The organism is Pollutimonas harenae, from assembly GCF_004153685.1.
Classification (GTDB): Bacteria; Pseudomonadota; Gammaproteobacteria; order Burkholderiales; family Burkholderiaceae_B; genus Pusillimonas_C; species Pusillimonas_C harenae.
Map to the genome: position 1 here is coordinate 262435 of NZ_SDQD01000003.1, position 19597 is coordinate 282031.

General features: G+C 56.3%; 16 protein-coding genes. 8 read left to right on the forward strand and 8 right to left on the reverse strand.

The annotated features are described in order from the left end of the window. Nucleotides 1-119: 119 nt before the first annotated feature. Nucleotides 120-1583, forward strand: coding sequence for a phospholipase D-like domain-containing protein (locus ERD84_RS13950; protein WP_130040273.1), 1464 nt, complete (start codon nt 120-122; stop codon nt 1581-1583). Between the two features lie 54 nt (nt 1584-1637). On the opposite strand, the gene ERD84_RS13955 is transcribed toward ERD84_RS13950, so the two are convergent. The 7 genes from ERD84_RS13955 to ERD84_RS13985 all read right to left on the reverse strand — a co-directional run bounded on the left by ERD84_RS13955 (nt 1638) and on the right by ERD84_RS13985 (nt 8985). Beyond that, the gene (locus ERD84_RS13955; RefSeq protein ID WP_130040274.1) at nt 1638-2954 is read right to left on the reverse strand and encodes a TRAP transporter large permease; all 1317 of its coding nucleotides are present in this window, start codon (nt 2952-2954) and stop codon (nt 1638-1640) included. Next, nucleotides 2951-3439 carry a TRAP transporter small permease subunit gene (locus ERD84_RS13960; protein WP_130040275.1) on the reverse strand — a complete coding sequence of 163 codons (489 nt, stop codon included), beginning with the start codon at nt 3437-3439 and terminating at the stop codon, nt 2951-2953. The genes ERD84_RS13955 and ERD84_RS13960 overlap by 4 nt, the downstream gene beginning before the upstream one ends. An 86-nt stretch (nt 3440-3525) precedes the next feature. After that, a complete protein-coding gene (locus ERD84_RS13965; RefSeq protein ID WP_130040276.1) occupies nt 3526-4518 on the reverse strand; it encodes a TRAP transporter substrate-binding protein in 993 nt (330 codons plus the stop codon). A gap of 115 nt (nt 4519-4633) precedes the next feature. Beyond that, nucleotides 4634-6166 (reverse strand): malonate--CoA ligase, encoded by a 1533-nt coding sequence (locus ERD84_RS13970; protein ID WP_130040277.1) that lies wholly within the window; start codon nt 6164-6166, stop codon nt 4634-4636. Between the two features lies 1 nt (nt 6167). Then, nucleotides 6168-6974 (reverse strand): enoyl-CoA hydratase/isomerase family protein, encoded by an 807-nt coding sequence (locus ERD84_RS13975; RefSeq protein ID WP_130040278.1) that lies wholly within the window; start codon nt 6972-6974, stop codon nt 6168-6170. After that, complete coding sequence (locus ERD84_RS13980; RefSeq protein ID WP_130040279.1) at nt 6971-8269, reverse strand: malonyl-CoA decarboxylase domain-containing protein; 1299 nt, start codon at nt 8267-8269, stop codon at nt 6971-6973. The genes ERD84_RS13975 and ERD84_RS13980 overlap by 4 nt, the downstream gene beginning before the upstream one ends. 2 nt (nt 8270-8271) lie before the next feature. Then, complete coding sequence (locus ERD84_RS13985) at nt 8272-8985, reverse strand: GntR family transcriptional regulator (protein ID WP_130040280.1); 714 nt, start codon at nt 8983-8985, stop codon at nt 8272-8274. Between the two features lie 221 nt (nt 8986-9206). On the opposite strand from ERD84_RS13985, the gene ERD84_RS13990 reads away from it, so the two are divergent. Continuing rightward, the gene (locus ERD84_RS13990; RefSeq protein ID WP_130040281.1) at nt 9207-10418 is read left to right on the forward strand and encodes a trans-sulfuration enzyme family protein; all 1212 of its coding nucleotides are present in this window, start codon (nt 9207-9209) and stop codon (nt 10416-10418) included. A gap of 58 nt (nt 10419-10476) precedes the next feature. Here the strand turns inward: ERD84_RS13990 and ERD84_RS13995 are convergent, their stop codons facing one another. Beyond that, nucleotides 10477-11514 carry an acyltransferase gene (locus ERD84_RS13995; RefSeq protein ID WP_130040282.1) on the reverse strand — a complete coding sequence of 346 codons (1038 nt, stop codon included), beginning with the start codon at nt 11512-11514 and terminating at the stop codon, nt 10477-10479. Between the two features lie 253 nt (nt 11515-11767). Here ERD84_RS13995 and ERD84_RS14000 point away from each other — a divergent pair, with 253 nt between their 5' ends. The 6 genes from ERD84_RS14000 (at nt 11768) to ERD84_RS14025 (ending at nt 19586) form a co-directional block, all read left to right on the forward strand. Further along, nucleotides 11768-12286, forward strand: coding sequence for a SixA phosphatase family protein (locus ERD84_RS14000; protein ID WP_130040283.1), 519 nt, complete (start codon nt 11768-11770; stop codon nt 12284-12286). A 157-nt stretch (nt 12287-12443) separates the two neighbouring features. Then, nucleotides 12444-13451, forward strand: coding sequence for a zinc-dependent alcohol dehydrogenase family protein (locus ERD84_RS14005; RefSeq protein ID WP_130040284.1), 1008 nt, complete (start codon nt 12444-12446; stop codon nt 13449-13451). A gap of 118 nt (nt 13452-13569) precedes the next feature. Further along, entirely contained in the window at nt 13570-14790 is a 1221-nt protein-coding gene (locus ERD84_RS14010) for an ABC transporter substrate-binding protein (protein ID WP_130040285.1), read from the forward strand. Beyond that, entirely contained in the window at nt 14787-16778 is a 1992-nt protein-coding gene (locus ERD84_RS14015) for an ATP-binding protein (RefSeq protein ID WP_130040286.1), read from the forward strand. The genes ERD84_RS14010 and ERD84_RS14015 overlap by 4 nt, the downstream gene beginning before the upstream one ends. Then, the gene (locus tag ERD84_RS14020; RefSeq protein ID WP_209019834.1) at nt 16771-18093 is read left to right on the forward strand and encodes a sigma-54-dependent transcriptional regulator; all 1323 of its coding nucleotides are present in this window, start codon (nt 16771-16773) and stop codon (nt 18091-18093) included. The genes ERD84_RS14015 and ERD84_RS14020 overlap by 8 nt, the downstream gene beginning before the upstream one ends. 167 nt (nt 18094-18260) lie before the next feature. Further along, on the forward strand, nt 18261-19586 hold the full coding sequence (locus tag ERD84_RS14025; RefSeq protein WP_130040287.1) for an ABC transporter substrate-binding protein: 1326 nt from the start codon (nt 18261-18263) through the stop codon (nt 19584-19586). The last annotated feature ends 11 nt before the right edge of the window (nt 19587-19597 follow it).

A 19597-nucleotide genomic window follows, 5' to 3' on the forward strand; every position in this document is an offset into this window, starting at 1 on the left:
AGAAAACTCGTGACTCAGGCGATCTTATATACTTGCACTGGCTCAACTGCCGCAAATATTAGACACACTCGCAGCCCGAGGCTGGACTTTGATCTCCCCTGGAAGGAATGGCTCAGTTTATGGACATGGCCTATTTGGAATACCTCGCTTCAGAATACTGGCCACACCTGGCGCTGTTGCTGAGCATAGCGGTGGGCGGCACAGCTGCCGTTCATGCCGCCATGACCAAAAACGATGTGCGTGCGGCCATAGGTTGGGTTGGCATCATCATGATGTCTCCCCTGCTCGGCCCGTTCATCTATCTGATTGCCGGCATCAATCGCATACGCCACGACCATATTTCCGAACAGCGCAACAAGAGCCTAAAGCACGGCATGGCCAACCCGGCGATTCCACTCGCCGACATCAGCAATATCGCAGCTGCACAATTCGAATCATTGCGTGTGCTGGGTGACCGTATCAGTCATTTTCCACTGTGCGATGGAAATCACATCCAGCTTCTTTTGGGCGGTGACCAAGCCTATCCCAGCATGATTGAGGCGATTGATCAGGCCAGCAAATCCATTGCATTGCAAACCTATATTTTTGACAACGATAGCGAAGGCCGTAAATTCGTTGATGCGCTGACGCGAGCGGTAGCGCGCGGCGTACAGGTGCGAGTACTGATCGATGCCGTCGGGTCAAAATATTCACGCCCCCCCATCATTCGGCTGCTGCGCAAGAAAAAGATTACCGCTGCGCTGTTCATGACCAATCCGCTGGGTTTCATGCGCATGCCTTATGCCAACTTGCGTAGCCACCGCAAAATACTCGTCATTGACGGTAGCATCGCTTTTACCGGCGGCATGAATATACGCGAGGAGTTCGTCTCCGCTGTGGCTGGCGCCAACACTTGCAGTGATACCCATTTCAAGGTTGAAGGCCCTGTTGTATTGCAACTGTTGTCAGTGTTTGTCCACGATTGGGAATTCACTACTAAAGAGAATCTGCCTTTTAAGACATGGTGCGGTAGTACACGGGGCGCATCGATGCCGCAGGTACCGGCACGCGCCATTCGTTCAGGCCCCGACCGCTATATTGTGGGTACCCACAATATGCTGCTGGGTGCTTTTGCCGTCGCACAAAAGCACATACGCATACAGTCCCCCTACTTTCTGCCCGACCAGGTGCTGCTGGGCGCAATCAATACTGCAGCCAGACGCGGTATTGTTGTCGATATTGTCATTCCAGGCCGCAATAATTTACGGCTGGTGAACTACGCCATGACGGCACAACTGGACCAGGTCATACACAATAATTGCCGTGTATGGCGGGCTAGCGGCAATTTCAATCATTCCAAGCTGATCACCATAGACGGCACCTGGTCTTATGTCGGATCATCGAACATGGATCCACGCAGCCTACGATTGAATTTTGAACTGGATATGGAAGTCTACGGCCATGAACTGGCCGCCAAAATCGAAAATCTGATAGATAGTGAAATTGAAAACTCAGACATGGTTACTCTGGAAGATCTGGCCGCCATACCGTTTCGCAAGCGTTTGCGTAACCGAATCATATGGCTGGCCAGCCCTTATCTTTAACAGCCCTGGGTATTGCTTTGGCAAACCCAGAAGCTCAAGCCAATTGCGACGATACTAAATCGCCGGCCCCATGATCAGCTCGGGCAATGCTGTGACAATCTCGGGGTATACACACAACAATAGTATGCCCAGCATCATGACCAATACGTAAGGCACGGCCCCCCAAAGAATATCGCGAGTGGGGACATCTGGCGCAATCGAGTTAAGCACGAACAGATTCAAGCCTACCGGCGGGGTGATCAAGCCGATTTCCATGTTGATGGTCAGCACTACGGCAAACCAGTAAGGATCAAAGCCTGCTTGCGTAATGATGGGAAACAGCAAAGGCGCCGACATCACAATAATAGCTACCGGCGGCAGAAACATGCCGGACACCAGCAGAAAGATATTAATCAGGCCCATCAAGGCCCAGCGATTGATTTCAAGCGCGGCAATGGTTGCCGCCAGCGACTGCGTGATATACAGCGACGACAGTGCGAAGGCGAAGAGTTCGGCTGACGCCATGATCATCATGATCATTACGCTTTCGCGCATGGCAGAGCCAAAAATGCCGATAAAAGGCTTGATGCGGAATAGCCTGTACACCACGATAACCACTGCCAGAGTGAGGAAGGCACCCGCACCTGCTGCCTCGGAAGGCGTAGCCACACCACCGTACAAAACAAAGAGCATGCCGGCAATGATCAGCAGTAAAGGCAACACCTTGGGCAGACTGGCGAACTTTTCCTTCCAACTGTACTGCAGGCCTTCCACCCTGAAATGAAAACCCTTGCGACGTGCATCGATGAGCGCCCAGGCCATGAACATCGCCGTCAACATCAACCCCGGCAGCACGCCGGCCAGAAAGAGGCGGCCGATGGATGTTTGCGTGGAAATCCCGTAGACGATCATGGTGACCGAAGGCGGAATCAGAATGCCTAGTGTTCCGCCTGCTGCGATGGAACCCGTGGCAACCGAGTTGGGATAGCCGCGCGCCTGCATCTCTGGAATGCCCATCTTTCCGATTGCGGCGCAAGTTGCCGGACTGGAGCCTGTCATACCCGAAAAGATGGCGCAAGCCCCGATATTGGACAGCACCAGTCCACCCGGCACCTTGTAAAGCCAACGGTCCAGTGATTTATATAAATCGCCCCCTGCCGGGGTTCCAGCGACAATAGCACCCATCAGCACAAACATCGGAATGGCTACATAGGCCAGGTTCGCGATACCGGCAAACATGGTTTCGGCCGTCACGTAAATGACGTCGAAGCCCATATCAAGAAACAGGCCGGCTAGCGCAGCCAGCCCCAGAGCGAAAGCTATAGGCATTCCGGTAGCCAAAAGGGCGCAAAGTCCTAGAACAAGCGCAGCACCTGCCATAGTCGGCGTCATGATGGTTCTCCTGCTAATTTGATCAGCTCAGCAAGGTATTGCAGGCTTAACAACACAAAGCCCGCCAGCATAGGGGTCAACGGCATCCACAAGGGAACTGCCGCCACAGAGGGCGTGGTCCAGCCGCCTTCCAGCGCTTCATAGAGATGAATCCCAGTACCCACCACCATAATCAGGCAAAACAGCAGGCCCATGATGGAGCCTATGCAGTCCAGCTTAAGCTGCGTGCGTGGCTTGGCCATTAGCTTAACGACATCGACCCCCACATGCCCCTTAGTCAGCAACACGTAGGGAGCACCCAGAAAAATTGCCGCTGTGGCGCTAAAAACAACCGCTTCGGTCTGCCAGATGGTTGCAGCACGAAACACATAGCGCATCAATATCATCTGACACACCACAACCATTGAAAAGGTCAACAGCAGTGCGGCGAGCACGCCGCAGGCACGCGATAGCGCCTGGACCACATTGATGAATCTTAGGGCCATAGGAATCCTTATTGTGAAGACTTGAACTACCGGGCGCCACCCAAGCAGAGTGCAGCATGCCTGAGTGACGCCCGATATGGCCGCTGCTACTTGACAGCCAGTGCCTTGTTCAACAGCTCTTCTCCGCCTTTGACTTTCTCGGCGAAGTTCTTGTAGGACGATGTCTTGGCGACTTCCATCCAGGCATTGAAGTCTTCCGGACTCATGCTGACCACTTCAACGCCAGCCTTGGTGAAAGTGTCTATCATTTTCTGCTCGCCCTTGCGCGACTCGCCAATGAAGTACTCTTCGGCCTTCTTGGCGGCCGCCATAATGGCCTGCTGCTGCTCGGGCTTCAAGCCCTCGTAGACCTTCTTGGACATGATGACAGGCTCGTACATAAACCACAGTGCGTTTTCGCCAGGTGCCGTCAGACACTTGACCTGCTCGTAGATCCGGTACGACACAAAGCTGTCATTGGATGTATTGGTAGCATCAAGCACACCGGTCTGCATGGCGGTATAGATTTCAGACGACGGCATGGAAGAGATCGAGGCTCCGGCAGCTGCCAGCATCTGCTCGAAAGCCGGACCTGCGGCGCGTATGACCTGTCCTTTTATGGTGTCTGGACTGGTAATGCAGTTCTTTTTGGATGCGAACCCACCTGCCAGCCACGCATCGGCAATGACGATGGCGCCACTTTTCTCGACCAATGCCTTGATGTCCTTCATGAAGTCGGACTTATTGAGCCGCTGAGCGTGGTCGTAGTTGCGTACCAAGCCCGGCATAAGGGTCGCCGAAAACTGAGGCACACGGCCAGAAGCGTAATCAAGCGGGAAGGCTGCCATATCGAGTTGCCCGCGCGTGACAGCGCCCCATTGCTCCTTGGCCTTGTATAAAGATGACGAAGGAAATACCTGGATGGTCAACCCTACGTTTGCTGCCGCCACTTCACGGGCAATAATCTGCACCATCTCGTCGCGCGGGTCGCCTTGCCCACCGGGAAATTGATGCGACGCGCGCAGTGTGGTTTGCGCCGACACAGGCGCTGCCGCAGCCAGGGCTGCAGCCACTGCTACGATGCTTAATAGGCTTTTCATGCTTGTCTCCTGAAATTATTAATAAGGACTGCTTGCTATCTATGCGAGTTGCCTTGTTGCCTGAACTGCCTTGCTGGACGATATTGCTGAACGCCTCCTGTTGCCGCCCATTTCGTTATAGATCTTTATATTGCTGACGCAATACATTCTTTTGTACTTTACCCATGGTATTGCGCACCAACTGGTCTACCACATGTATGCGCTTGGGTACCTTGAAATTGGCCAGTCGCGATTTCAGGGCAACGATCAATGCTTCAACATCTATAGTCTCGCCCGTGCGCGGCACCACCACGGCCACCACTGCCTCACCAAAATCGGGATGCGGTACACCAATTACCGCCGACTCGTTCACGCCAGGCATTTCGTCAATGACCAGCTCGATCTCTTTAGGATACACATTGTATCCACCAGAAATAATCAAGTCCTTGCTGCGCCCAACGATAGTCAGGTAATTGTCGGGAACACCTTCGCCACCAAACTGGCCAACATCGCCGGTCCGGAACCAGCCGTCAGCCGTGAACTCTTCACGGGTCTTTTCAGGCATGCGCCAGTAGCCCGCAAATACGTTTGGACCGCGGACCTGCACATTACCTACCGTTCCTGCCAGCACGTTGCCATCCTTATCGTCAACGATACGCACCGACACGCCCGGCAAGGGCTGGCCTACGGTTCCGCCTATACGCTCTCCCAAAGCTGCGTCGTACGGATTAGACGTCAGCATGATGGTTTCGCTCATGCCGTAGCGCTCGAGTATGGTCAGCCCGGTGCGAGCCTTGAAATCTTCGAACGTTTCGGTCAGCAATGGCGCTGAACCCGAAATGAACAAACGCATATTGCGGCACACTTCCCGTGTGAAACGGGCATCAGCCAGTAAACGCACATAGTATGTAGGCACCCCCATCATGACTGTGCTTTCGGGCAAATATTGCAAAGCCTGATCAATGTCGAGCTTGGGCAGCCAGATCATTTTGGCGCCGGCCAGCAAGGCGCCATGCGACGCCACGAACAATCCGTGCACATGAAAAATTGGCAACATATGCAACAGCACGTCATCAGACCGCCAGCCCCAGAACTCTTTCAGCACCTGTGCATTGGACGACAGATTGCGATGAGACAGCATGGCGCCCTTGCTGCGCCCCGTCGTACCAGAGGTATATAGAATGGCCGCCAGATCATCAGGCCGATTGGACATGGTCTGAAATTCGTCACTTTGGCTGGCAGCTGCGACTGCGAGGCTGCCATTGCCGTCCTGATCCAGGGTATGGACGTGCGTCGTGCCCGTTTTACGCGCTAGTTCAGTCACCCAGTCGAGATTCTTGCTGTCGCAGACAATCATGGCAGGTTCGGCGTCGGTCAGGAAATACTCAACCTCTGCTGCCTTATAGGCAGTATTCAGCGGCAGATAGACCAGCCCGGCACGGATCGTCGCCAAATAAAGCATCAGAGCCATGGGCGATTTTTCTACCTGAACCGCTACTCTGGCACCCAAGGGCAAGTGCAAAGCCTGCAGCAAAGACGCCAGACGACCGCTCATGGCCTCGATATCATTCCAGCTATAGGTTTGCTCTGGTGTTTCTATGGCTACCTGCTGGCGATCCTGCGGAAAGCCCGCAGCCAGCAAAGCATACAAATTGGCATTGCCTTCCAAATCATTCTCCTTTGAATACCGGTTTGGCACCGGCCAAAAATGCTTGCACGCCTTCATGATGATCGCGGCTTTGCGCATAACTGAATAAATGTTGCAGCTCGTCGTGAGACAAGGGCTTGGGTGTCGCACACAAGCGCATTGCAGTTTGCTTGTTGAGACGCGCCGCCAATGGTGCTCCGTCGGCAAGCCGCCGAGCTGTGCGCATGACGTCGGCATCTACTTCGCTCTCGGGCAATACGCGCGTCAGCAAACCCTTGGTCATGGCCTCTGCGGCATCAAACACCCTGCCTTCAAGCAAAATCTCCAGCGTGACGGCACGTCCCACCAAGGCCAGCAAACCACGCATTTCATCTGGCGCCATAGGAAAACCCAAGCGATTGATGGGAACCCCGAAACGCGCACCAGACGAGGCAATACGCATATCACACTGTGCGGCAATCTCTAGCCCTCCTCCCACACAAACACCATGAATCTGCGCTATCACGGGGTGCATGCAGGAAGCGATGGCAGTGAGCGCTGGTGCCAGAATCTGGGTGTGATAATGCTGGACGCCGTCAAGATCGGCCCGGCAGTCCGGGAATTCGCGTATATCGGCACCTGCCGCAAAATTACCTTCATTGCCCCGCAACACTACGCAGCGCAGCGCCGAATTAGCCGAGAGCTCGGTAAAAATACGCTGCAGTTCCTGCCACATGAACACGGTAATGGCATTCAGCCTACCTGGATGGCTAAGCGTGACGAAGGCAATAGGGCCCTCGTAGTCGAGCAGGATGCGCCCTGGCGACAGGCTGGTATCGGCAACACTCATCGCCACCTCAGATTCATGCCCAGCCTTGGTTTTCCGGCAGCCAGTTGGGCGAGGTTATCGTCCAGCTGATCAAGTTCATACAGATAATTAGTCATGATTCCGCAAGATTGCGCCATGCCTTTCGCTGAGCAGTCGGCAGCCCAATTGACACGCTCTATGCGTGCACCATTACCCAGGTGAAAGCGTGCCACAGGATCAAGGGGCTGACCGTTCTTCATGGATTTCAGATATTGGACGGCAAGACGCAAGCCAGTACGCTGCACCGCGTCGGAAGCCTGCCCAGCCGCTGCCGACCTAAGCCTGTCTACCCACTTTAGCCCAGCCTCGGGGTCATCTTGCGCCTGCTGCTTGTCAGCCTTGTCACTTAGCAGCTCTTGCATGGCTTTACCGTCTTGCTTGCCCAGCCATTCAGCAAAGCCCGGCATGGGTGATAGTGTTGCAAACGACTTAAGCCGCGGCAGCTCGCGCAACAGCTCGTCAATGACTCTTTTAAGCAGGAAATTGCCGAAACTAATGCCACGCAAGCCCGGTTGCGTATTTGAAATGGAATAAAAAATAGCCCAACGCGCTTTGCCGGTATCGTCCGGCGGCGACTGCGGATCGAGCAATACTTGAACATTGCCGGCCATCTGCGTTGCAAAGGCAACCTCTACAAATATCAGAGGGATGCCGCTCATGCGGGGATGAAAAAAAGCATAACAGCGGCGATGACTGGCCACCCTGTGCTTGAGCTCTTCCCAGGAACGAATTTCGTGCACCGCTTCGTACTGAATCAGCTTTTCAAGCAAAGAAGCGGGCGAATCCCAGGTGATCGGACGCAGCTCAAGCATACCGACGTCAAACCAGCTGGACAACAAACCCTCGAGCTCACGCTCGAGCACACCCAGCCCAGATACCTGCTTGCGCCAGCGCAGCATATCGGCACGCAGCTCGACCAGCAGATTCAGGCTTTCTGCCTGCGCATAAAGACGCCGGAACAGGCGCAGCCCTTGATCTTCTCGCGGCTCCAGTCCACCGCTGGCTTGCACCAGGCCGGTCAGCATGGTTCTTCGCTCTTTGGCCTCGGCAGCCAGGTAGCGCGCGCTCCATTGCTTTGCCAGGCGATTGGCCGCCACATCAGTCAGCCGGGCGGAGAACAAGGTTTGCACTTCAAGCGGGGCTGGCAAATGATCGCGGTCGAGCCAACGGCTCAGGCGGGCGATCAAGCCTTCGGCTGCTTTGTCAGTATCGTTCTCGCTGGTAGGTTCGACTACGGCAACGGCATTTTCCTGCTTTCGGGTATCGGTGACCGTCATGATCAAACTCCTGAGTCGTGTAAGGCGGATGACGACAGCGGATCAACCGTCAAGGCGCCGCTGTCTTGGGCAGCCAGGGCATGCAGCGCATTGAGCTGGCGCATCAGGTGCTTGCGCGTCAAGGCCTCCGCGCCGTCGGAATCACGTGCTTTCAGTGCTGCAAAAATGGCCAGGTGCTCGGCGCAAGACTCCTGCACCCGCCCTGGATAAGCTAGGCTTTTATGCCGTGACAAACTGAGCAGCTTGCGCAGGTTATCGACCAGGTCGGATAGCCAGCGGTTATCGGCCAATGCCTGTATGGCTTCGTGTATAAGGGCATTCGTAGCGTAGTACTGATCAATATCGCCCGCCTTGGCGCGCCACTGCAACTCTTGATGCAGTGGCTCGAGCCGCTGTAGATCGTCATCGGTGACTTTGCGTGCCGCTTCGTGGGCACAACGGCCTTCGAGCATGGCCATCAATGGAAAGATATCGTCAAGATCGCGGGCTGATAGCTCGTTGACGAAGCACCCGCGCCTGGGCTCAAGGCGCAACAGGCCTTCTGCCACCAGCACCTTAAGAGCCTCACGCAGCGGAGTGCGCGAGATGCCCAATTCTTGGGTCAGATTGACTTCGTCTATCCAGGCGCCTGCCTCAAGCTCGCGCGACGCAATCATGGCGCGCAATCTGTCGGCAACCTCTAGGTAAAGCACTTGTTGAACGATACGGGTACCCACGTACGTGCCCTCCGTTATGGGCCGTTTACGTAAATGTGATGCATGCCCATAATTCATAATTATGGCGAAATTTCGTGATAAGGCAATAAGCAAATTCCTATTGTTAACCCTAGGAAGGTCTAAACTAGTCTCATCTCACCATCACTTGTTATTCAAGCCTTGGGCGCGCGATTGCGTGCGTTCATTTTCTTTTTTCGCTTATTTTGATCAGGAGCCATGCAATGAAGGACGCCGCACGCCCGGAAACCCACCCAGACAAACCAGACTGGCACGATGAAACTGCGGTGTTACATGGCGATTCCTGGCTGTCCAGTGATGCTTCGGTGGTCCCGCCCATACATTACAGCGCCACGTTCAAAGCCAATAGTGCGGAAGAATTTGCCGATATGGCCAACACGCCCCGCCACCCGAACTTCTATACCCGCTACGGCAACCCCGTGCACAAGCGTGTAGAGGCCATACTGGCCGACCTCGAAGGAACCGAAACCGCCCTGCTTACCGCATCGGGCATGGGCGCCATCAGCACAACCATACTGGCCTTGGTATCGCGCGGCGATCATGTCATCGCACAACGCCGCCACTACATGAGCACTTCCCGGCTATTTGAAGAAGTCCTGCCCCGTTTTGGCGTAGAGTCGACCATCGTTGACCAGACTGACCTGGAAGCGATGGCAGCCGCCATTAAACCCAACACGCGACTGATCATGGTCGAAACGCCGGTTAATCCAACTTTGTCGCTGACCGACCTGCGTGCAGTCGCCGCACTGGCCAAGCCCAAAGACATCATCACCGTCGCCGACAATACTTTTGCCTCGCCGCTTAACCAAAAGCCGCATGCCCTGGGCATAGATATTGTTCTGCACAGCGCAACCAAGTATTTTGGCGGCCATCACGACATTACCGCCGGAGCCGTCTGCTGCAGCCAGGCACACGCCGAGAAGATCTGGGATATGCACACCACTTTGGGTTCGGTGCTATCACCCATGGACGCCTGGCTGCTATTGCGCGGCCTACGTACCTTGTCATTAAGAATAGAACGCATTAATGCCAATACACTGGCGCTGGCTCAGTGGCTGGAAGCCCAGCCACAAATAGAACGTGTGTTTTATCCGGGCCTCGAAAGTCACCCGCAACATGCGCTGGCCCTCAAGCAGATGCGCGGGTTTGGCGCAGTCATTGCCTTCTCGGTCAAAGGTGGCTTTGATGCCACCAGCCGCTTCGTGTCAAGCCTGAGGCTGGCCACGCATGCAGTCAGTCTGGGTGGCGTCGAGACCCTGGCTGTGCACACCGCTGCCATGTGGGCGGGCACCATGACCGAGGCTCAAATGAAGACAGCTGGCATCGAACCCAATTTCGTCCGTATGTCAGTGGGCGTCGAGCATATCGATGATCTTAAGAGCGATCTTGACCAGGCCTTAAACCAGCCGGGCTAAGACACTGCACCGGCAATATCAATTCCTGGGCAGCCCGGCAACCGCCGGGCCCACGACATCAGGTCACGTACTGGAAAGGCCTGATGCGCCGCAGCGCCATGATCATGCCCAGTGACACGGCAAATACACAAACAGCGGTAAGCGGAATGGCCCACCACGATGACTTTGTGGTATCCGTCAGCCCTGTTGCATCGCCCATAAGATTCAGCACAAAAATATGTATGCAGTAAATACCCAGCGTGCAGGCGGCTACCTTGTGTACTGGACCGGAATATTCGCTCACCTTGGTCCCCACACCATACAGCACATTAAAGGCGCATACGGACGAAGCCAGCACAAACGGAGACAGGTAGTCATAAAAAAGGGTCTCTGGCTCACCCGATTGTGTTGAGTAAGCATAGGTTGCCACCATGGTCAGCATACTGAACAGCAGGAAGAGAGCAAGATTCGCGAACCAGTACTTGCGCTTGTCGGGATGCTGCATGTAAGCCTCGTGCACGTAGGCACCCAGGAATAAATAGCCGACCAGGCCGAAAAAAGAATCGAAGCCGTAAACCTGCAACAAATCAGCTTCAATATGCAGCGCCTCGCGCAAGGTTGGCCAGGCGCACACTGTTGCCCAAAAAATCAGATAGGTTTTTTTCTCGGAAGGCTGCGTCGCATGCCATATCTTTCGCAAGAAAGGCACGAACAAATAAATACCAACGATGGCATACAGATACCACAGGTGAAACGTGACCGGCCCGTTCAGCAGCGCCTTGATCCAGTTGTACCAGGCGCCGTATCGCTCGCCTTCCCATGTGTTCCAGGCCATGTAAAACAGCGACCAGAACAAAAGCGGTGGCAAAATACGCGCAAAACGCTTTCTAAAGAAAACGGGCATGGATTCTTCCCTGGCGAGTAACAAAACCCCGGTAATCATCAGAAAAATCGGCACGCAGCTGCGCGTCAGGGAATCATAAAAGTTGCTGGCCCACCATTGCTCGTCAAAAACAGAAAAATTGACTGCAGCCACATGCAACAGCACCACCATAAAGCACGCGCCCACCCTGGCGGTATCCATGGCGGTGCTAAAGGTACTTCGGATCTGAGACATGCCGGCTCCACTTGATAAAACAATGTAGAGTTAACACGCAGCCTCTTGACGCATGCAATGAGCCATCACGACTCTTTTCCAGGTGTTAACAGATATCGGGTTTTCCCTTATTGGTTAACAACTCATTGCCTTTCACTACAAGCACTGTCCTGAAATTCACACTGCTATGTAGCCGAACGTGCGGTAGAGAATTAAAAGCCCGCCCGTTAGAATGAGATTTCGAATCACCCATCCAGACAAAGGAAAAATCGATATGCGCCGACTCATGCTGCTGCGCCATGCCAAAGCCGACTGGCCCGATGGTGTTGCCGACCATGAACGTCCACTGGCACGAAGAGGTCAGCGTCAAGGCCCAGAGATGGCCAGGTTCATGGCTGCAGAGGGCCTGGTGCCAGATAGAGCCATTGTCTCTACAGCCAAACGTACACAGGAAACCTGGGAGCTGGTTGCACCGGCCTTCCCGCCCAGCATCAGCAAAAGCAACGACGCTCGCATCTATGAAGCACCAAAAGAGAATATATTAAAAGTCATCCGCGAAGCCGACGACGCAGCGCAGGCGTTGCTACTGATCGGCCACAACCCAGGGTTTGCCGAAGTAGCGTACAGTCTGATCAATACTGACCAAGCCTCGCCCGCCCTGTCTCGGCTTGAACGCGGCTACCCGACATCGGGCCTGGCCGTCATAGATTTCCAGGTGGATCACTGGGCCGATATTGCCGAAGGCAGCGGACGGCTGCAACGCTTTGAAACGCCGGCTTCTATTGGTGATTGATCAGAATATTCTTTCTGCGCCTATCCGGGACATGCTTCAGCATCAATGTGCCTATCCTTGCGGAGCCTATCCATTGAAGGCAAAATGCCCCGGATAGGCGAGGCTGTAGTTAAACTCACGGCGTGCGCTCGCAGCACGAAACGTATCAAGGACATTCATGAAAGCCATTCAAATCCAGCATCCCGGTGGTCTGGAGCTCCTGCGTCTTGTCGATATGGCCCCTCCGGGTGCTCCAAAAGCGGGCGAGATCCAGGTGCGCATCCATGCCAGCTCGCTCAATTACCATGACCTTGGCGTAGTCACTGGCCACGGCCGCGCAGAGAATGGCCGTATTCCGATGGCCGATGGTGCAGGGGTTGTCGCTGCCGTAGGCGACGGCGTAACAGAGTTTGCCGTGGGTGATGCCGTTGTTTCGTGTTTCTTCCCACACTGGCAATCTGGCCGGGACGTGCCCAGCACATTCCAAACCGTCCCAGGCGATGGCGTAGACGGTTTTGCGCGCGAGTGGGTCAACATGCCCATTCATGCATTCACGCTCGCGCCCAAGGGGTACACCCACGAAGAAGCCGCCGCACTGACAACGGCTGGCCTTACCGCTTGGCGAGCGCTGGTGGTCGACGCTCGCATACAGGCAGGTGACACCGTGCTGGTACTGGGCACCGGTGGCGTCTCCATCTTTGCACTGCAAATGGCCAAGTCCATGGGAGCACGAGTGATAGCCACGACCTCGTCCGACGCCAAGAAAGAGCGCCTGCTCGCACTGGGGGCTGATCAGGTCATCAACTACAACGACCAGCCCGAATGGGGCGACGTGGTGCTGGCCTCTACCGGAGGCCGGGGTGTCGACATGGTGGTGGAAGTGGGCGGTCCTGGCACCTTGCCCCAGTCCATTCGCGCCTGCGCTCCCGGCGGTCACATTGCGCTGATCGGCGTGCTTACGGGCTTTTCGGGCAGCATTCCCAGCGCTGAAATGATGCGCAAGCAGCAAACGCTGCGTGGTCTGATCGTCGGCAGCCGCGAGCAACAGCAAGACATGGTGCGCGCATTGGAAAACTTCAGTTGGCGCCCCATCATCGACAGCAGCTACCCGCTGGAACAGATTGCCGAGGCCTTTGCTCACCAGAAAGCCGCCAGACACTTCGGTAAGATATGTCTGCACTATTGAAAGTTGCTCAAGCAATCCGGCCGTTTATCGCTGAGCTGGCCGATGCGGAAGGCGTCGCACAGGACGCCTGGCTGCGCTGACACACCGCAGCACAACAAAACTTTGCAGCACGAAAAAGATGCGACGTTCAACTCAGAACCGGTCAGCCAGAGCCGTCGGCCGAATTTTCAGACTGACATCCCTGCTGGTAGCACTGGCCCTGCCCGCCCTCTCCATGGCAGTAGAAGAACTGCGGATTATCACCTCGTACCAGCCCAGTATGACCCACCCCATGCTAGAGGCATTCCAGCAGCGCTATCCGGATATCCACGTCCGGGTGCTGAACAAGAACACGCACGCCGCCGTCGATGAGATGCTAGCTGGCAACGAGCGACGCTTTGACCTGTTCTGGGCGTCGGCCCCCGAAGCTTTCGTGGTGCTGGAACACGCCGGCCTGCTGGTGGACCTGGGCCATGGGCCGCATGCCGATTTCGCTTGGTCGGCAGTGGGCTGGACATGGCGCAGCCCCCACGGTCCCACAGGTCAATTCCCGGTGCCGCAAGACTGGAACGATCTGCTGGATCCCGCCTTTGCCCAAAGCATCGCAATGTCGCACCCTATGCGGTCAGGCACCATGCATTCTCTACTGGAGACCATACTGCAGGATCGCGGCTGGCAGGCGGGTTGGGCATGGGTTCTGGAGCTGACTGGCCAACTGAACACCATTTCCGCCCGCAGCTTTGGCGTGCTGGAGGGCGTTGTCAGGGGTGATTTCACCATAGGGTTGACCATAGACTTCCTGGCGCTCACACGTAGCACAGATGGACTGGTGTTCCGCTATGGCCGCCCGGTGATCATGATCCCGGCGCGAATCGCAGCATTGCGGGGAAGTCAGCACAATAAGGCTGCTCACGCCTTCATGGACTTCGTATTGTCCGAGGACGGACAGCGCATATTGCTTCGTCCCGATGTGCGCCGCATTCCCGTCAATCCTGATGTCCGTGCGGAACTGGCCGAATCCCTCAACCCTGAAGTCAGGGCGGCATTGAATTTCAGCTGGTCACGCTACGATCCCGAGCTGGCCGCACGGCGTTACTGGGAGGTCAATCAGATCTTCGAAGCCTTTGTTGCACGCGACCTGCTGCTGCGCCGCGACCTGTGGCGACGCCTGCGGGCGCTGAGCCAGGCCCCCGCAGCGGAACGCACTCGCATCCGGCGCCTGCTGACATGGATGCCACTGACCGAGCACCAGGCGCGCTCAACCTCCCAAAATCGCGAGACACTGGTGGAATGGTCGGAGCGCTCTCACACCATACTGCGTGATGCCGAGGCACTCATCCGCTTGCTGGAACAACCATGAGACACTGGCGCGGCTCCATCAGAGGGCGCTTGCTGGCCGCACTGATACTGGTAGTGCTGATTGCTGCAGGTGTACTGGCAGTGGGCATGGGCGTGATGTTGCGGGCCGAAAACGACTTCCGCACGCTGGCCCAGGATCGCATTCCTGCCGTTGCCCTGGCGGGCGAGCTGGCCGAGGCAACAGGTGATCTGGCCGCACTCGCCATGCAAATGGTCGCAGATCCCGCCATGCCTGCAACACCGATGCAACAGGCCATAGACAAGGCAGCAAGAGGGGTTGAGGCAGTTCTGGCCTCACCGGTACTGCAGGCAGCACCAGAACGGGCCGCGACTCGCGCGGCAACCAGTGTGGCTGAACGGGACCTGCGACGTGCCCTGACCGATTTCAGCCGGATCAGCGCAGATCTGGCCCAGCATGCCCGGGCCGAGGCCAGGGCTGGCATAGAGCTACGCTGGGTCCATGCCGATGCGCAGGATCAAGTGCAAGGAATTCTTAGCGATCTGTCCTTCAATATGGACACCCAACTGGCGGCCCTGGTCAGCGCGGCTGACCAAGTGACCCGCAGCCGAGCCGAGCAAGCCTTATCGCGAGACTGGCTGCTACGTGACCGGATGCAGCAGATTGGGTCAGAGGCCGCCACACTGACCGCGCTTTTGTTGCAGGCGCGGTCAGCTGACAATCTCGATGCGCTGGAGCAAGCTCGTGGACTTGGCCGCGACACACTGGACAGGCTGGCGTTGGCACAACTGAACCTGCCATCGCGCGTGGACATCAAGCTGCTGGTCCAGACACTGGACAAGCTCAAGGCACTGGCGACAGGTGAAGGCAACGTCTTCGCCCAGCAGCAGCAGCGGCTGGATTTTCATCGTGCCGCCGTTACCGAACTACATGCAGCTCAGTCGAGCCTGGCCCGGATGCAAGCTGCACTGACTGACTTGGGCCGGACCGAACGCATTGGGGCCCAGCAAAGCGCCGATGCGGCAGCAGCCGCTATCGAACGCGGTTCGATCTGGCTGGCATTGGTGACATTGATCGGGGCAATAGCAACCGCCGCCATTTTGGCAATTTTTGTCCATCGCCGTATCCTGCTGCGGATAGAAGCGTTGTCTGCCGATCTGCGTCGCATCGCCCAAGGAGACCTGACAGGGGGCCTGCAGACTCACGATGCAAGCGCCTCTGAACCAAACGAAAGAGACGAAATCACCGATATGACACATGCCGTAGGCGTGTTTCGCGCTTCAGTCCGCGAGCGCCAGCAAGCCATAGAGCGACTGGAGCTGACACAACGCGATCTGGTGCAGGCGGGCAAAATGGCCGCCCTTGGGCAGATGTCGGCCGCCATCAGTCACGAGATCAACCAGCCTCTGGCTGCCATCGGCCACCGATTGCATAATCTGGGTGCGGCTCATCCTGACGCCCGCCCCGCCATTGCTCGAATTGACGCTCTGCTGGAACGCATCACGCGCACCATTGGACATCTACGCCGCATCGCTCGTCGGTCGGCTCACCGCAATGGCTGCGTACCGCTGGCCGAGCCTATGCAGGCTGCGCTGGAACTGCTAGACCACCGCTTGCGTGCCGAAGGGGTGCGCGTAAAATGCCATGATCTCAGCGATCTGCAAGTCGCCGGCGACGAAATTCTGCTTGAGCAAGTTTTGCTGAACATCCTTGGCAATGCGCTGGATGCCATCGCTACGCGCGAAGCGGCACTCGAGCCGGGGCTGATACACATAGAATTACATGAGGGCGATCCCGTCAGGCTATCGATCCGCGACAATGGTATAGGTCTGGGCGGACAAAGCGGGCAGACGCTGACCGACCCATTCGTGACGACTAAAGAACCAGGCAAGGGGCTGGGTTTAGGCCTGTCAATTGCCTTTAACGTCATGCAGGATATGGGCGGACACCTGGAGATAGAACAACAGCCGGAAGGCGGAGCCATGGTACGGCTACGCCTGAATCGCTGGCAGGAAAAAAATAATGAGTGACATTGCACAGGTAATGCTGGTCGAAGATGACACCGACCTGCGGTTGGCCACAATAGAAACGTTGGAACTGGCTGGATTTCAAGTACTGGGGTTCGAAAATGCCGCGCCCGCACTGGCGGCGCTACATCCCGATTTTCCCGGTGTAATTCTCTCGGATTTGCGCATGCCTGGTCTTTCGGGGCTGGACTTTCTGGATCGGGCTCAAAAATTGGCAGCGAATGTTCCCTTCATCCTGATCACTGCACACGGTGACGTGCCAGCCGCCATCCGTGCCATGCGCGCAGGCGCGCATGATTTTCTGGAAAAACCCTGCCCACCCGAACTGATGCTTGATGTACTGCGACGTGCGCAGGCCATGCGCAACCTGCAGCTGGAAAACCACCACTTGCGCGATCGCCTGGATCGCAGCACGATACCCGAGGAACAACTGATCGGGCGCTCCCCGGCCATGCAGGACTTGCGCAGACAATTACAGACACTCGCCGGCCTGCAGGTCGACTTAATGATCGCAGGCGAAACCGGCACTGGCAAGGAACTTGTCGCCCAGGTACTGCATGCCATGTCTGCACGCGCAGACGGCCCTTTTATTGCGATCAATTGCGGAGCGCTGAATGCGGCCGAGGTTGACCGCGAACTGTTTGGCACCGGCGACTCCCTCGGTCTTATTGCACGGGCCGAGGGTGGCACGCTGTATCTGGACGAGCTGGAATCCATGCCTGAAGATCTTCAGGTACGTTTGCTGCGAGTACTGGATGCACGCGAAATCACACCGCTAGGTGCTGCACCACGCCCCGTCGACCTCCGTATCTTCGGCAGTGTCAAACGCCCGCCCGATACGCTGATGGCTGATGGCTTGTTGCGACCCGATCTGTTTCACCGCTTCAATGCCGCACTGCAACTGCCGCCACTGCGCCAGCGCAACGACGACGCAGCACTGCTAGTCGCCCATTTTGCCACTCATGCCGCCGCACGCCACAACCTGCCCAAAATCCATATCGACGAAGCCCTGCGTCGCCGAATAGCCTGGCATGACTGGCCCGGCAACGTGCGCGAGGCTCGCAATCTGGCCGAACGCCTGGTTATAGGCATGGATCCCGGCCTACCCGCTCAGGGTGAGCGCACGGCGGTAACCAGCCACCCTGGCTATGACGCCGCTATGGAAGATTTCGAATCGCGCTTGTTGCGCGCCGCACTGATGGAAACCGGCGGCCGCAAAACCGAGGCAGCCAACTTGCTGGGCATTCCGCGCAAGCGGCTTTATCTGCGGTTGCGTCATCACAAGCTACTGGAGGGCGCAGATTCGGGTCAGAAGTGACCCATGAAATGAGTCAGGTTTAACCCATTTTATTCTTTAAAAACAAATACTTGAGTGTTTTAGAATATTCATGCATAGTCTTGTCCGTACAGGCGTAATCCGGTTCTGCATCGCCATGATCCGTCTGACACAGCATGGAAAGAACAAACAAACACCAGGAGGAGTAAATGAAGAAAATCTTGACCCTCAGCGCCACTGCCGCCGCGCTACTGATGACGTCTGCCTTGGCCTTTGCCGATACGGTAACAGTCGTCACATCATTCCCGCGAGACTTGACCGATCCGTTCAAGACCGCCTTTGAGGCCGCCAATCCGGGCACCACGCTGGAAGTGGTCAGCCGCAACACCAATGCTGCTGTTTCTCACCTGAAGGAAACCCAGAGCGCCAATAGTGTAGACCTGATGTGGGCCTCGGCGCCCGACGCCTTCGAAGTATTGAAAGCCGATGGACTCCTGGCCAAGGTTGATATAGATTCCAAAGGCATTCCCGATGCGATCGGTGGCTATCCCATTAATGATGCCGATGGCTACTATTATGGCTTCGCGGCCTCAGGCTATGGGATCATGTACAACACCCGCTATGCCAAAGCCAACGACCTGCCCCCAGCCAAAGAATGGGACGATCTGAAACGTGCAGAATACAGCGGCCATGTCGCGATGTCCGCGCCCTCACGCTCCGGCACCACCCACCTGACGGTCGAAACCCTGTTGCAGGGCGAAGGCTGGGATAAGGGCTGGGCCACCTGGAAATGGATCGCGGGCAATATGAACACCGTGACCGAACGCAGCTTCGGCGTACCTGATGCAGTGAACTCGGGCGCTACCGGCTTCGGTATTGTGATCGACTTCTTTGGTCTGGCATCCAAGGCCTCAGGCTTTCCGGTCGAGCTGGTCTACCCAAGCGTGACCGCCATCGTACCTGCGAATATCGCCGTCATCAAAAATGCGCCTAATGAAGAAGGTGCGGTGAAGTTCATCGAGTTCCTGCTGTCACCCAAGGGCCAGCAAATACTGCTGAACCCGGCCATCATGCGCCTGCCGGTCAATCCTGCCGCCTACGAGAACACACCTGAAGGCTTCCCCAACCCCTTCTCCAAAGATTTCGCACCCGGTGCGATTGAGTTCGATGTGGATACATCGGGCGAACGCTATAACCTCGTGAACTCCTTGTTCGATGTGCTGATAACCTACCGCCTGGAAGATCTGCGCGAAGCAGTATCGGCCATACATAAAGCCGAAGCAGCACATGAGAAAAACGGCAACGACAAGGCTGCTGCCCTCATCGCCGAGGCCCGCAAGCTGATCGAAGCCATGCCTATTACCGCAGAGCAAGCATCAGACCCTGCATTCGCAAACGTCTTCACCACCTCGCGTGCCAAGGCCGAAACCAAGGTCGTCGGTCGTCAGGCTGAAGTTGAACAGGGCTGGGACAGCTTTGCGGTGGAAAACTATCGCAAGGCCCGCGAACTGGCCGAGCAAGCAGCAGCGCTGTAATACACACGCTC

Coding starts and splice junctions, on each gene's coding strand:
- ERD84_RS13950 (WP_130040273.1), top strand. CDS start 120: ATGGACATGGCCTATTTGGAATACCTCGCTTCAGAATACTGGCCACAC.
- ERD84_RS13955 (WP_130040274.1), bottom strand. CDS start 2,954: ATGACGCCGACTATGGCAGGTGCTGCGCTTGTTCTAGGACTTTGCGCC.
- ERD84_RS13960 (WP_130040275.1), bottom strand. CDS start 3,439: ATGGCCCTAAGATTCATCAATGTGGTCCAGGCGCTATCGCGTGCCTGC.
- ERD84_RS13965 (WP_130040276.1), bottom strand. CDS start 4,518: ATGAAAAGCCTATTAAGCATCGTAGCAGTGGCTGCAGCCCTGGCTGCG.
- ERD84_RS13975 (WP_130040278.1), bottom strand. CDS start 6,974: ATGAGTGTTGCCGATACCAGCCTGTCGCCAGGGCGCATCCTGCTCGAC.
- ERD84_RS13980 (WP_130040279.1), bottom strand. CDS start 8,269: ATGACGGTCACCGATACCCGAAAGCAGGAAAATGCCGTTGCCGTAGTC.
- ERD84_RS13990 (WP_130040281.1), top strand. CDS start 9,207: ATGAAGGACGCCGCACGCCCGGAAACCCACCCAGACAAACCAGACTGG.
- ERD84_RS13995 (WP_130040282.1), bottom strand. CDS start 11,514: ATGTCTCAGATCCGAAGTACCTTTAGCACCGCCATGGATACCGCCAGG.
- ERD84_RS14000 (WP_130040283.1), top strand. CDS start 11,768: ATGCGCCGACTCATGCTGCTGCGCCATGCCAAAGCCGACTGGCCCGAT.
- ERD84_RS14005 (WP_130040284.1), top strand. CDS start 12,444: ATGAAAGCCATTCAAATCCAGCATCCCGGTGGTCTGGAGCTCCTGCGT.
- ERD84_RS14010 (WP_130040285.1), top strand. CDS start 13,570: ATGCGACGTTCAACTCAGAACCGGTCAGCCAGAGCCGTCGGCCGAATT.
- ERD84_RS14015 (WP_130040286.1), top strand. CDS start 14,787: ATGAGACACTGGCGCGGCTCCATCAGAGGGCGCTTGCTGGCCGCACTG.
- ERD84_RS14020 (WP_209019834.1), top strand. CDS start 16,771: ATGAGTGACATTGCACAGGTAATGCTGGTCGAAGATGACACCGACCTG.
- ERD84_RS14025 (WP_130040287.1), top strand. CDS start 18,261: ATGAAGAAAATCTTGACCCTCAGCGCCACTGCCGCCGCGCTACTGATG.